The sequence below is a fragment of the Flavobacterium sp. GNP001 genome, from assembly GCF_054343775.1.
In genome coordinates, this window is sequence record NZ_JBTGUX010000010.1 from 1 (window position 1) to 13,524 (window position 13,524).

Below are 13,524 nucleotides of genomic sequence, written 5' to 3' on the forward strand. Positions count from 1 at the left end.
TTGACCAACATTTTGACCCTATCACAACGATTCGTAACGGGAGTGCAAAGATATAAAATTATTGTAAATCTAATAATGTTATTCACTTTTTTTTGTTCACAACTGTTTTTCTTTTGTTTTCAAAGGCTTTGCACTGATTTCGGCATATTGATTTCTAGAATGATAAATATCAATTGCTAAATAAACAGCCTCTTTGAATGAATTGAAATCAGCAACTCCTTTTCCTGCAATATCAAAAGCAGTTCCGTGATCCGGCGAAGTCCGTATTTTATTTAAACCTGCCGTATAATTTACCCCATTTCCAAATGATAATGTTTTAAAAGGAATTAGTCCTTGATCATGGTAGGCCGCAATAATAGCGTCATATTTCTCATATTGATTACTACCAAAAAAACCATCTGCGGCAAAAGGTCCAAAAACTAAAGTTCCTTTATCAAATATCTTTTTTAAGGTTGGCTTGATCACCAAATCATCTTCGGTACCAATAACGCCACCGTCGCCGCAATGCGGATTCAATCCTAAAACCGCAATTTTAGGCTTATTTATACTAAAATCTCGTATTAATGATTGTTTAACGGTTTCAATTTTTCTTTTGATCAACTCTTCTGTAAGATGAGAGGCTACCTCACTCAACGGAATATGATCGGTCAACAGTCCTACTCTTAAATTATCCTGAACCATAAGCATAAGAGCATTACCCTCTAGTTCTTGATCCAAATAATCTGTATGAGCAGGGAATTTGAAGTCCTCCGACTGGATATTATATTTATTGATAGGTGCGGTCACCAAAACATCTATAAGATCGTCTTTTAAGGCTTTTGTTGCTACAACAAATGATTTTATAGCATACTCACCCGCCTTTGGATCACCAACACCAAAGTTCAGATCGACTCCCTCTTTCCAAACATTTAAAACATTGATTTTTCCGGGAACAATTTGATCCAGCTTATCAATTCCGTGTAATACTGAGTCAGATTGAAAACTTTTCTTGACAAAGGATAACAACTTAACATTAGCAAAGATAACAGGTGTGCATAACTCTAGCATGCGCGTATCCTCGAATGCCTTTAAAACAACCTCGCTTCCGATACCGTTTAAATCTCCTATAGAAATTCCAACTATTATATTTTCTGCTTTTTTCATAATGACATACCGTTATTTATTGCTAATTTTGAAGTGCAAATTTAGTAAAATAAAACAAGAAATGTTCACAGGAATAATAGAAACACTTGGCGTTATCCAAGAAATAAAAAAAGAAAATAGCAATATTCATATTACGATGAATTCTGCTTTTACAGGAGAATTACAAATTGATCAAAGCGTAGCGCATAATGGAATCTGCTTGACTGTTGTTGCAATAAATGATACTTTTTATACGGTAACTGCCATTGACGAAACAGTAAAAAAAACAAATTTAGGTGACTGGAAAATTGGAGACACCGTGAATCTAGAACGAGCGATGAAACTTGGTGACAGGCTTGACGGCCACATCGTTCAGGGACATGTAGACCATACAGGAACCTGCATTACCGCAGAACAAACTGACGGAAGCTGGCGTTACACCTTTAAATATGACGAAACACTAAACAATATCACTATCGAAAAGGGCTCTATCACTGTAAATGGTGTGAGTTTAACCGTAGTTGATTCCAAACAAAATGAGTTTAGCGTAGCTATTATCCCATACACGTACGAAAATACTACTTTTAAAAACTTCACAATTGGCACGAAAGTAAATCTAGAATTTGATGTAATTGGCAAATACGTTTCAAGACTATACATCAAATAATTAAGATTGTATCGAAAAATAATGATATTTAACAGAGGCTCTAACTGACCGTGTAAAATAAATAGAAACGATCCAAAAACACAGCATTCTTAATAAAAAACAAAAACTCCAATTTAGATTGGAGTTTTTGCTTTTTTGCTTATGACAGTTTATAAAATAAATCCCGAGGAAGATAGCGAGGATTAGTGTATTACTGCATTATCATCAATTGTCAATCCTGGAGGAGGCGGTGGCCTTTTTGCAGTTGGAGCGGGTGGCCCAGAACCTCCTGGCCCAGCAAAAAGATCCACGATCCCCAAAAGGAAAATGAGTATGAAATAAAGTTTGTTTAGTTTTATTACCATTGATTCAAAGGTACTAATTTTATGGAATATTTATTAAACCACAAGTTGAAATTATCTACATCAGTAAAACCAAAGATACGCTTTTTTGAATAAGTTGGTTTAAATAAAAAAAATAAACCCCTCAATATCAGCGGATATGAGGGGTTTTTCGTGGTCCCACCTGGAGTACCATTATTTTTTAGCTTGTTTTATTCAACTATAATCTCTTATATTTGAATATCAATAGGTTTATCATGTATATTTTAATGAGTTTTAATGAACTTTAATTTATAAATACTCCCCTATTTACTCCCCCTATTTAACCAGCTTTAATGAACTTTAACATGAATTATCTATTTGAATTACGCAAAGACAAAATAAATAAAAACGGTTTAATACCTGTTAGGGTAGTTATTACCGCAGGAAAAATTAAAATCAGAAAAAATCTCCAGAATGTAAAAACCTTGCTAGAAGACTGGGATGAAAAAAGTGAAGTAGTTAGAAACCATAAAAAAAATCCCTTTTTTGAAACTTATCAAGAATCAAATGCTGCTATCCATCAAGCAAAAGAAAAATTAGATAGTATTAAAGATTTTTCAAATACAATAAAATCCCATTCGCTGAAGATATTTTTTTGGAAAAATTTGACAAAGAAGAGGTTTCTATTGCAATTGATTTTTTTGAGGCTTTTACTGAATTTATAAATGTTTCTAAACATACAAAAGCCAAAGGCACTATTACAAAGTATACAACTGTTAAAAATTTTTTAGAACATTTTAATGAATTTACGAAATACCCCATACGATTTGACACCATAAACCAACGATTTGAAGAAAAGTTTATGGAATACGCTTTTGAAGAAAAGAAAACGTTGAACAATTATTACGGGAAGTTAATCAGCATCATTAAAACTTTTATGAACTGGTCTTTTGACCGTGGATACCATAATAATATTGAATTCAAAAAACTAAAGCGAGTAGAGAATGAAATTGAGGTCATCTTTTTAGAAAAAGAAGAGCTGTTTAAACTATACAAGCATGATTTTAAAAATGAAAAATTAAACAAATCAAGAGACTTTTTTTGTTTTGGATGTTTTACCGGATTACGACATTCTGATATTATAAATATGGATCAAGCAAACATTTATGATGATTACATCCAATTAACCTTAATTAAAACTAAGACTATTAATCATAGGATCGAATTAAATATTTACGCTAAAGCCATTCTTGATAAATATAAAGGAACTATCTACGAACCTTTGCCCAAAATAAGCTCACAAAAACTAAATAAAAACATCCAAGACTGTTGCGAGATCATCAAACTAAATTCTGACATTACTATTACAAGGCACATCGGAACCAAAAGGATTACTAAAAATTTCAAGAAGTACGAATTAATTACTAGCCATGTGGCCCGCAAAACTTTTGTTACAAACTCACTTATTTTTGGAATGAATGAAAGAATTCTTAGAGAAATGACTCATCATAAAGATGAAAAATCATTTAAAAGATATGTAGATATCTCTAATTTTCAAAAAAACAAAGAGATGAACAACACTTGGAACATAAATTTTGAAAACGAATAATATGGAAATTTCTCAAGAACAAAAAATAAAAACTATAAACTCAGAAGACCCATTAACTATCGTTACTGCATATGAACAGATATCCGAAAAATTAAAATTAATCTTAGAATCTTCAGATCATTCCAAATACAAGGCCATTATAGATTTAATTTTTTGGCACTTAAATTATAAAGAAATCGAATCGTTACTCGATTCTGTAAAAGACAATTCGAACTGGCCCGTTTTTTTAGCAGAATTTGGTAAAGAAAAATACATTCAGGAAGAAGGAATTGAATCATTTTATTTAAACCAAATAGAAGAAGCGCGCCTTTCATTATGTACAAGTGATTTTATGGTATTTTTAATAGGAAAGAAATGTGATTTACAAGTTCTACTTAATGAAGATAGCATTTGGTCAGAAGTTTATACAGACATAAATAAAGAATTGAACGGATATCTACTGCGAGAAAAAGTACTCTGTATTGGAGAAAGTAACAGAAAGGCGCATGTCCCACTTAATTATGCACTCTCAATGTTTTTTTTGCACGACAAAAAAACAGCTGCATCAAAGTTTAAGACTATTCTCGATAAAGACAGGAAACCTAGACTGGAAGGATCTTATGAAGCCGAATACTTTTTGGTAGTTGAAAAATTCTTTGATAGACTAAAGCTAGATTGTATCCCTCAAATAATAAACCTTTATCAGCTGGAGCAAGACTTTTTTGAGAACAAAAAATATGAATACGTTACAAGGGAAGAAATAATGAAGATTGTAAACAAAAGAGATTATTTCAACAATAACCCCTTTAAAATTGATAGTGCTCACCTGTTAACCCAAAATAATATTAAATCAAATGAATTACTTTTCAAGTTAATCTTTCTTTATTTCGAACAAATTGGTAGTCCAAATGCCGAAAAAGATACAAAAGTACTAATATCATGTTTTACTGAAAACCATCCATCATTTGACAAAATTGAAATAAATAATACAAGGGTCAGTTTGAACCAATATTTAGTTAAAAATACACTGCTATCCGAAAGTCTAAAATAAAAAGAGCCTTAGAATCCCGTATTTTTGATTTTGCGAAACAAATAATACTTTATGGGACTCTTCAGGCGAAACAAAAATATCAAAAAACCAGTTATTAGACAAATTATTGAACTTGTTCCTAGATGGATGATCGCATCTTGTGCTAAAAAACACAGTTCAGACAAAGGATGTAGTAAGTACAAGACTTACGACCAATTTGTTGCTTTAACTTACGGACAGCTGAATAAGTGCTATACTTTAAATGATATTTCCACTGGAATTGGGGTTAGCGAGACTTTTATTGAAGATTTAGGATTGACTCAAAGTCCAGCAAGATCCACTATGAGTGATGGCAATAAAAAACGAGATTGGAAAGTGTTTGAATCCATATATTATAGGCTTTTGAAACATTATGAAAGGATCTTGAAAAGCGAATCTCAACGTAATATTATCAAAGAGATTAAAGACCAAAATATAAAATTGATTGACAGTACCACAATCAGCCTGTGTTTAAACATGTTTGATTGGGCAAAGTTTCGGACAGCAAAAGGGGGTTTAAAAATACACACGTGCTGGGATGACAATTTACAAATTCCGGACTTGGTAAATATAACAGAAGCGAAAATACACGACCGGTACGGCATAGGTCAGTTAGTTTTTTCCAAAGGAACAATTATAGTGGAAGACAGGGCTTATTTTGATTTTACATTGATGCTGCATAGAATTCAAGCTGAAAATATTTTTGTTACTCGCATTAAGACAAATACAGTGTATAAATCCATCCAAGAATTGGACTTACCTGATGCGGAAGATCAAGATATTATTAAGGATGAAATTATTGTTTTAAACAGCAATAAAGCCATAGAGACAGGGATTAATGAACAAAAACTAAGATTAGTGCATGTTTATAAGCAAGACGAAAACAAGGTAATTGAAATCATAACCAATAATTTAGAATGGTCAGCTAGAACAATAGCTGATTTGTATAAAAAGAGATGGGATATTGAACTTTTTTTCAAGGCAATGAAACAAAACCTACAGATAAAAACATTCCTAGGCACAAGTGAAAATGCGGTTAAATCGCAAATTTACATCGCATTGATTAGCTACTTATTAATTGAATTGATAAACAGAACCATATCTAAAAAGACAAAGTCTTTCTCAAATCTGGTCGAAAAAATCAGAATCTGTTTAGTGTATTATCTAAGTTTAGATTATGTCTGCAATCAAGTAGGAGATGGAGCAAAAAAAATAAGACCAGAACCAAAATTAAAATTCAGTTCTGACTTATTTTCAGCATAATTTTATAATCATACCCTATTTATAAAGGGTCGAGGCAGTTTTTCTATTATTTAGTAAAACTTTCGGATAGCTGTGTTAAAAATAGTAAAATTGATGAGTTTATTTATTACATCTATTATTTAACTTGTCGGAAAATATTAATTAATTGTAAAAAGAAATTGTCGAATTTAATTCCAGAATTCTTATTCAAACCTGAGAGCATGTCAAAACAAAAAATAACTGATATTTTATCAAACAGAGATAAAATTGAAAAGCCGTTTGAAACAAAGCTTTCAAATGAGCTATTTTTAAAAGCTCAAAACCTATATTAAACACTGATTTACAGATGTTTGTATTCGTTTGTAAAAATCACCCCTCGTTCTAGCCTAATTTTACCAATGAAAATCAATTAAAATCATTGAAAATATGGCAACATCAATTACACCCTTACAAAATGAGGAATTATTCACATTTCCTGCCCCTGAAGATCAACTAAGACAAAAAGAGGTAGCTACATTATTTGGAAGATCGGTTCAAACGATCATTAATTGGAAAAAAAAAGGTAAAATCCCTTATTTTCAAATGGGAAGATTCCCCGTCTTTAGTAAAAAGCAGCTCCATTCAAGTTGCTTCTAGAAATCAACACTTGATAAAAATTTAAAACAAAAAGAGCAGAGTCTTCAGCTATGCTCTTTTTGTATTGTTTAATTCTACTAATTGTATATCAAGCAAATATACAAAAAACCCTTTGTATGATGAAAAACCAGTATTTAAGAATAGGCACGTCATATTTTAAGAGATCCCTATACCCTTTATCATCAGGAGATTTTATCGAGATCTTAGTCATTTGGTCTGCTGAGTTGATCAGACAAGACCACGGTAAAGATGTACTTGCGGAAATCGAAAAATTTGATGGCTTTATTTGCCTCCCTGAAAATCGCAAGGAGTACTTTAAAAAAAGAGTACAGGACTATTACAACACTTATCACCAAATTAGCAAATCACCTTCTGAAGGCGAAATTACAAGCACATTAAGTTTTTTAACACATATTTTTGGAGATCAGCTTGAACTTGGACTTGATTACTTGCAACTAATTTACTTACGGCCAACACAAATTTTACCAATTCTTTGTTTGGTAAGTAAGGAGCGTTCAACGGGTAAGTCAACCTTTCTCAAGTGGTTAAAGGAAATTTTCGAATACAATTTAACTTTTTTAACTAACAGCGATTTTACTTCAAATTTTAATAGTGATTGGACATCAAAACTACTGATCTGCATTGATGAAGTATTATTTAAAACAGATGAGCTCACTGAACGCATAAAATACCTCTCTACAACAAATACTTATAAAACTGAGGCAAAAGGAAAAGACAAAAGGGAATCTTCTTTTTTTGGGAAGTTTATCCTTTGTTCGAATAAAGAGACCTCGTTCTTAAAAGTAGAAGCGGACGAAATCAGGTTTTGGATCATTAAAATAAATCGCTACCAGAAAGAAGATGTTCATCTACTGAAAAAACTAATTGCTGAGATTCCAGCATTTTTGCACTTGCTAACGAACAGAAAACTTTCAACGGAGAACCAGTCCCGAATGTGGTTTACACCAGAGCAAATCAGAACTAATGCATTATTAAAATTAATACGGCATAATTCGAATCAAATAGAACGAGAGTTAGCAAACTCTTTAATGAACACAATGGAAAGTTTAGATATTGAGACATTAGATTTTTGCTTTTCCGACTTATTAAACATTTTAAATAAGTTTAAGATTAAATATGATCCAGTAGAAATCAAAAACGTAATCCGGAAAAATTGGAAATTAGAGCAAGCCAAAAACTCAAATCAATATCAAAAAGTGAGTATAACCAACGACCTCGATTTTTACCAAAATTTAACTAAGGGGCGCTACTACACAATAACTCGAAAATTTTTATCTGATTTTAGTGATGAATTGATGAAGACAGACGATTAAGCCAATAGGAATAAGCTTTTAACCTGTCATCATTTTATCATCAAAAAATTAAATGATGAAAATAAAATGATGAATGAATTTTAAAAGTGATGAAATGATGAAGAAACGATGATAGGCGAACCTTTACCAATACTAAGCTGATTGTATTTTATCATCAAATCATCACTTTTTTACTTTTTTAAACCTTGTAAATAAAAACATCATGAATAAAAAACAAGCACCGGAAATACCAATTGGAAATATACTTGAAAATTTAAGTTTTGAACCCTTTAAATCCAATCAAAATAAAATAGAGTTTATTAGAGGACCTTAATTCATCTTTTTCCCCCTTAAGCTTGGGGTTTAGTTTAGCCTGAACATATGTAATAGCAACTAAACCTGAAAATATGTCTGAAGCTTAAAGGGGCAAAAGGTTTTATCTGGTACATTCTACTTTGATCATTTTTGCATTTCTAAAAAAACTTAAAGTGATAATGTTAAGTAACATTATCATATTAATGTTAAGCAACATAGTCATATTAATGTGATAGCTATTTAATTAATTTATAAAAAACAAAATAACTAATTAATAAATTTCATAAATCTATAAGTCAATTATTTAATTAAAATTCCATCATATAGGATACTCAGATAAAACTAAAAAACGATAAATAAAAAATGTTAGCAAGGTAGGTTTTTCTCTCTAAAATCAGATAAGACTTACAAAATTAAAAACTCGTAAACTCATTTTTTAGTAACAATTTTAAAAATAAATTATATGAAAAATAAAGGTGGTGCACCAAAGAAAAACGAAAATGAAAAGTTACAATATCGCCAAAATCTATCTTTTAATGAACCTGAACACGATATGTTGACAATGGGAGAAAGGACTAGCAGATGGGAGAATATTGAAGACCATTGTATTCGAATTCCTTATCAGGTAAGAAGATACAAATAAACACCAACAAAGACCCGAATTTCATTGGTGAACTGAATAGAATTGGAATTAATATCAATCAAATAGCAAAAAAATGCAATAGTAGTGATGAGTTAACCGCTAGTGATTCTAAGCAATCTTTGGGCTGCACTTGACGAACTAAAAAAATTAATAATGACATAATAGCTAATATAACCCAACCATCAACCATTGGTTCGCTTTTAAGATACAAAATGATGATTCCCTTTCTGATATTGATCGAAAAAAAATCAATCTAGTGAGAAGGAGAAAACGAAGATTGTAATAAAAACGGAGTTGCCTTTGATGGCAACTCCGTTTTGCTATTCATCTAATCTATAAATAAAATCGAGATTAGAATGTTCATCATACACTCTTTCAACGTCAATAGTGAATTCTTTTTTACCAGTTCGAATTCCTTTACAATACTCCTCTATAAATGGCGTAAAGCCGTCGATAACCTGAACAGAATTATTTCTTGTAGAAGAATTAATTACTTTTCTCTTTGCTTCTGTGGTTGCTGGATTTAATATTGGTTCTCCATTTTCATAGATAAACAAATCGATTTGAGGTTCGCTTAGAGGCAAATCCTTTTTGAATTCTGAAAATTCGTTATTTTTCATGGTTTACATTTTAATAGTTCTCCATCAAAGATAAGCAACATTAACCAATTTTAACTTACGATTTATCGATTTTGTACAGTAAACGATTCAATAACTTTATTACCGTATAAATAGAGTATCATCTACGCTATTAATTTTAATATTTACTATGTATTCTAACCACCAATCGGTCAACCACCATGGATCAAAATTATCTACCGCAATTATCCTCAGTAATCATTTACTATTATTTATAAAATAAAAGTGAATGAAATTTTAGTTGTTCAAACTCAAAAATCACTAAAAGTGGGTATGGTAATTTCATACAAAATAGCTTTTTATACAAGACTGATTTATCACAAAATGGTAATCTAGTTTAGAAGTCGCTTCCTAATAAAAATGACGAATGGATCACACAAGCTAAAAACTTTTAATAAGCTAATGTTTGTGTCTATAGCTAGTCTTTTTTTTAATACTATTTTTACGTTTCAATAAATTAAGATTTCAAACCAACAGGTAAAAGTGAACTAAAAATGGCCAAAGCAGTAAAAGCAAAAAAAGAAAAATCAATTGAAGAAACACTATGGGATTCCGCAAATAAGTTGCGTGGTACCGTAGAATCATCTGAATATAAGCACGTAGTATTAGGTTTAATCTTTTTAAAGTTTGCCAGTGATAAATTTGAAGAACGCAGAAAAGAGCTAATTGCTGATAATAAAGACAAATTCCTTGAAATGAAGGAGTTTTACAACATGTCTAACATCTTTACTTGCCTGAGGAATCCCGTTGGTCGTTTATTATTGAAAACTCTAAACAAGCAGATATTGCCTTAAAAATTGATACCGCTTTACATACCATTGAAAAAAATAATCCTGCCTTAAAAGGAGCTTTGCCTGACAACTACTTCTCTCGCCTCAATATGGATGTGAGTAAACTAGCTGCTTTGTTAGATACCATCAATAACATTGACACCATTAAGGACAAACAAACCGACATTGTGGGTCGAGTATATGAATATTTCCTGAGCAAGTTTGCATTGGCTGAAGGAAAAGGGAAAGGAGAATTCTACACCCCAAAAAGCATCGTAAACCTAATAGCTGAAATGATTGAACCCTACAAAGGCGTTATTTATGACCCTGCTTGTGGTTCAGGTGGTATGTTTGTGCAAAGTATTAAGTTTATTGAAAACCACCACGGAAACAAAAAAGAGATTTCCATTTACGGACAAGAATATACAGCTACTACTTATAAACTAGCTAAAATGAACCTCGCCATTCGCGGTATTGCTGCCAACTTAGGCGATGTAGATGCCGACACTTTTTGGGCGTGACCAACACCCTGATTTGAAAGCGGATTATATTATGGCCCAATCCTCCCTTTAACCAAAAAGACTGGAGAGCTGCTGATGAATTGACCGATGATCCCCGATGGAGAGGCTACGATGTACCACCAACGAGCAATGCCAACTATGCTTGGATTTTAAATATGGTGGCTAAACTTTCTGAAAACGGTATGGCAGGATTTATCTTGGCCAATGGCGCCCTTTCCGGTGGTGGTGATGAATACAAAATTCGTAGAAAACTGATAGAAAATGACATGGTAGAAGCTATTGTGATTTTGCCAAGAAATATGTTTTATACCACTGATATTAGTGTAACGCTATGGATTTTGAACAAAAATAAAAAAGCGAGAACAGTTAATTTACCTGATGAAACCCGAAATTATAGAGACCGACAAAATGAAATTCTTTTCTTGGATTTAAGAGAAAGAGGAATTCCGTTTGAAAAGAAATTTACCCAATTTTCAGAAGAGAATATTCTGGAAATCACACAAGCCTATCATAGTTGGCAAAGCCTGACCCCGACCCTCTCCAACGGAGAGGGAGCAGGAATAGTCTATAAAAACGTACCCGAGTTTTGTTATGCCGCTTCTTTTGATGAAGTTGCAGCCAAAGATTTCTCTTTAGTGCCCAGTAAATACATCAGTTTTGTGAATCGTGATGAGAATATTGATTTTGATGAAAAAATGACTGTATTGCAAACTGAATTTAGAGAACTATTGCAAGCCGAGGCACAATCGAAAGCTGATTTACTAACCGTTTTCAAAGAATTGGGTTATGAAATCAAGTTATAAAAAATTAGGTCAATATATAAGGATTGTCGATGAAAGAAATAAAGATTTACAAGATTTGCCATTAATGGGATTAAGTGTAAAAAAGATATTCTTTCCTACCATAGCCAATCTTGTTGGAACCGATATGTCCACCTATAAAATTGTTTACAAAAATCAATTTACATACATAGCCGATACTTCAAGGCGAGGAGACAAAATTGCAATTGCACTAAATGAAAGTTTTTGACAAAATGCTTGTTTCCCAAGCCTATACTCCTTTTGAAATAATTGACAAAAATGAATTGTTACCAGAATATTTAATGATGTGGTTCCGACGACCAGAATTTGATAGATATGCTCGTTTTAAATCACACGGAAGCGCAAGAGAAATTTTTGGTTGGGATGAAATGTGCGATACTGAATTACCAATTCCATCAATCGAAAAACAAAAAGAAATTGTAAAAGAATATCATATTCTAGTGGATCGTATTGCCGTAAACAATCAATTCATTACCAAACTCGAAGAAATCACTCAAGCCATTTACAAACAATGGTTTGTAGATTTTGAATTTCCTGATGAAAATGGGAAAGCCTTATAAAAGTAATGTCGGAGAAATGGCTTGGTGTGAAGAATTGGAGATGGAGATTCCAGCTGGATGGGAATTTGGTGAATTTAAAAATGTTTGTGATAAAATATTTAGTGGTGGAACTCCTAACACCAATATCAAAGAGTACTGGAATGGTGATGTATTTTGGCTTTCCTCAGGTGAAACAAGAAATTCTGTCATTATTGACACAGAACGTACGATTAGCAAAATTGGTGTGAAAAATTCATCTACCAAAAAAGCTATTGAAGGTGATTCCATTATTGCATCTGCTGGTCAAGGTAAAACAAGAGGTCAAACATCATTGTGTAAAATAGAAACATATATCAATCAATCCGTTATTTGTATTCGTCCTATTGCGAATCATTATAAAATATGGAATTTTTTAAATTTATATTCGAGGTATCAAGAACTTAGAAATGATTCAGATGCTCACAGCATTAGAGGTAGTTTACTTGGAAAAGATATTGGATCTCTTAAAACGATTTTACCTAAAGACGAAATTGTTATCAGATTTGACAAGGTAACTAATCCTTTTTTTGATAAAATATATTTATGTCGAAAAATTCATCCTTTAATGCCAAATGATGCTCAATCTGTATTACATTCTAAAATGACCAAAGTTGAAACACAAAAAGAGATTGTTTAAAATAAAAATAAAATGAGTATATATCAGGATATATTAACGTGGTCTACTTTAAAACCATTATTTTTTAGTGATGCTTTGAGGAGAATAATTCAAAATCCTACTTTATCGCAAAATGATATTGATGAATTAACAGATTTATTAAAAAAAGAAGAAGGTGCTACAGGAATTATTTTAAACCCCATTCCTTTGAATATTAGTCATTTACCAACAACTGTTAACACTGGACTTCAATATCCAAAATTATTAAGAGTTAGAAGGCCTCAAAACATATCTGCATTATACAATCAAGCTGATTTACAATTTGGCAATTCAGGTTTAACAGTTATTTATGGAAATAACGGTTCAGGAAAATCAAGTTATTCTAGAATATTTAAGAAATTATGTTGGAGCAGACAAAGTAATATCGATTTAAAAAAAAATGTATTTACTCCTTCACCATTAAGTCAACAAGTAGAGTTTACTATTGATGTAAATGGTACTCCAACCGTTTTTAATTGGATTGAAAATACCCCATCACATCCTGCATTAAGTTTCAATAAATGTTTTTGACTCTGATTGTGGCAACATATATGTTAATGATGAAAATCCAACTGATTATAAACCAGTGGGTATTGATGTTTTAGAAAAATTAATTCCAGTTTTCTATCAAATTCATCAAAAAT

At 31.8% G+C, this 13,524-nt stretch carries 18 protein-coding genes and 1 pseudogene; 16 read left to right on the plus strand and 3 right to left on the minus strand.

Annotated features, from left to right (window positions below; translation table 11 throughout):
• Positions 1-96: 96 nt before the first annotated feature.
• Complete coding sequence (gene pdxA, locus ACXX8U_RS14580; protein WP_458566505.1) at positions 97-1,146, minus strand: 4-hydroxythreonine-4-phosphate dehydrogenase PdxA; 1,050 nt, start codon at positions 1,144-1,146, stop codon at positions 97-99.
• Positions 1,147-1,204: 58 nt separating this feature from the next.
• Here pdxA and ACXX8U_RS14585 point away from each other — a divergent pair, with 58 nt between their 5' ends.
• Positions 1,205-1,789, plus strand: a complete 585-nt coding sequence (locus ACXX8U_RS14585; protein ID WP_458566489.1) for a riboflavin synthase — start codon at positions 1,205-1,207, stop codon at positions 1,787-1,789.
• Positions 1,790-1,915: 126 nt separating this feature from the next.
• Here the strand turns inward: ACXX8U_RS14585 and ACXX8U_RS15165 are convergent.
• A pseudogene (locus ACXX8U_RS15165) lies at positions 1,916-2,133 on the minus strand (Fjoh_0651 family PID-CTERM protein); the annotation flags it as partial.
• A 323-nt stretch (positions 2,134-2,456) separates the two neighbouring features.
• Here ACXX8U_RS15165 and ACXX8U_RS14590 point away from each other — a divergent pair.
• The 8 genes from ACXX8U_RS14590 (at position 2,457) to mobC (ending at position 9,031) form a co-directional block, all read left to right on the plus strand.
• The gene (locus ACXX8U_RS14590) at positions 2,457-2,816 is read left to right on the plus strand and encodes a hypothetical protein (RefSeq protein WP_458566490.1); all 360 of its coding nucleotides are present in this window, start codon (positions 2,457-2,459) and stop codon (positions 2,814-2,816) included.
• Positions 2,747-3,700: a tyrosine-type recombinase/integrase gene (locus tag ACXX8U_RS14595; RefSeq protein ID WP_458566491.1), complete on the plus strand. Its 954-nt coding sequence runs from the start codon at positions 2,747-2,749 to the stop codon at positions 3,698-3,700. The genes ACXX8U_RS14590 and ACXX8U_RS14595 overlap by 70 nt, the downstream gene beginning before the upstream one ends.
• Before the next feature lies 1 nt (position 3,701).
• Complete coding sequence (locus ACXX8U_RS14600) at positions 3,702-4,730, plus strand: hypothetical protein (protein ID WP_458566492.1); 1,029 nt, start codon at positions 3,702-3,704, stop codon at positions 4,728-4,730.
• Between the two features lie 51 nt (positions 4,731-4,781).
• Positions 4,782-6,011, plus strand: a complete 1,230-nt coding sequence (locus tag ACXX8U_RS14605) for an IS4 family transposase (protein ID WP_458566493.1) — start codon at positions 4,782-4,784, stop codon at positions 6,009-6,011.
• 405 nt (positions 6,012-6,416) lie between these two features.
• Complete coding sequence (locus ACXX8U_RS14610; protein WP_458566494.1) at positions 6,417-6,626, plus strand: helix-turn-helix domain-containing protein; 210 nt, start codon at positions 6,417-6,419, stop codon at positions 6,624-6,626.
• Between the two features lie 116 nt (positions 6,627-6,742).
• On the plus strand, positions 6,743-7,960 hold the full coding sequence (locus ACXX8U_RS14615) for a primase-helicase family protein (RefSeq protein WP_458566495.1): 1,218 nt from the start codon (positions 6,743-6,745) through the stop codon (positions 7,958-7,960).
• 757 nt (positions 7,961-8,717) lie between these two features.
• Entirely contained in the window at positions 8,718-8,897 is a 180-nt protein-coding gene (locus tag ACXX8U_RS14620; protein ID WP_458566506.1) for a hypothetical protein, read from the plus strand.
• Complete coding sequence (mobC, locus tag ACXX8U_RS14625) at positions 8,858-9,031, plus strand: plasmid mobilization relaxosome protein MobC (RefSeq protein WP_458566496.1); 174 nt, start codon at positions 8,858-8,860, stop codon at positions 9,029-9,031. The genes ACXX8U_RS14620 and mobC overlap by 40 nt, the downstream gene beginning before the upstream one ends.
• 186 nt (positions 9,032-9,217) lie before the next feature.
• On the opposite strand, the gene ACXX8U_RS14630 is transcribed toward mobC, so the two are convergent.
• Positions 9,218-9,517, minus strand: a complete 300-nt coding sequence (locus ACXX8U_RS14630; protein ID WP_458566497.1) for a hypothetical protein — start codon at positions 9,515-9,517, stop codon at positions 9,218-9,220.
• Between the two features lie 512 nt (positions 9,518-10,029).
• On the opposite strand from ACXX8U_RS14630, the gene ACXX8U_RS14635 reads away from it, so the two are divergent.
• The 7 genes from ACXX8U_RS14635 (at position 10,030) to ACXX8U_RS14665 (ending at position 13,411) form a co-directional block, all read left to right on the plus strand.
• A complete protein-coding gene (locus ACXX8U_RS14635; protein ID WP_458566498.1) occupies positions 10,030-10,329 on the plus strand; it encodes a type I restriction-modification system subunit M N-terminal domain-containing protein in 300 nt (99 codons plus the stop codon).
• Positions 10,266-10,826 carry an HsdM family class I SAM-dependent methyltransferase gene (locus tag ACXX8U_RS14640; protein WP_458566499.1) on the plus strand — a complete coding sequence of 187 codons (561 nt, stop codon included), beginning with the start codon at positions 10,266-10,268 and terminating at the stop codon, positions 10,824-10,826. The genes ACXX8U_RS14635 and ACXX8U_RS14640 overlap by 64 nt, the downstream gene beginning before the upstream one ends.
• 80 nt (positions 10,827-10,906) lie before the next feature.
• Positions 10,907-11,629 (plus strand): N-6 DNA methylase, encoded by a 723-nt coding sequence (locus ACXX8U_RS14645; protein WP_458566500.1) that lies wholly within the window; start codon positions 10,907-10,909, stop codon positions 11,627-11,629.
• Entirely contained in the window at positions 11,613-11,855 is a 243-nt protein-coding gene (locus tag ACXX8U_RS14650) for a hypothetical protein (protein WP_458566501.1), read from the plus strand. Before ACXX8U_RS14645 ends, ACXX8U_RS14650 begins: the two co-directional genes overlap by 17 nt.
• Positions 11,842-12,207: a restriction endonuclease subunit S gene (locus ACXX8U_RS14655; RefSeq protein WP_458566502.1), complete on the plus strand. Its 366-nt coding sequence runs from the start codon at positions 11,842-11,844 to the stop codon at positions 12,205-12,207. The genes ACXX8U_RS14650 and ACXX8U_RS14655 overlap by 14 nt, the downstream gene beginning before the upstream one ends.
• Positions 12,191-12,862 carry a restriction endonuclease subunit S gene (locus tag ACXX8U_RS14660; RefSeq protein ID WP_458566503.1) on the plus strand — a complete coding sequence of 224 codons (672 nt, stop codon included), beginning with the start codon at positions 12,191-12,193 and terminating at the stop codon, positions 12,860-12,862. Before ACXX8U_RS14655 ends, ACXX8U_RS14660 begins: the two co-directional genes overlap by 17 nt.
• A gap of 12 nt (positions 12,863-12,874) precedes the next feature.
• Complete coding sequence (locus tag ACXX8U_RS14665; protein WP_458566504.1) at positions 12,875-13,411, plus strand: AAA family ATPase; 537 nt, start codon at positions 12,875-12,877, stop codon at positions 13,409-13,411.
• Positions 13,412-13,524: the final 113 nt, after the last annotated feature.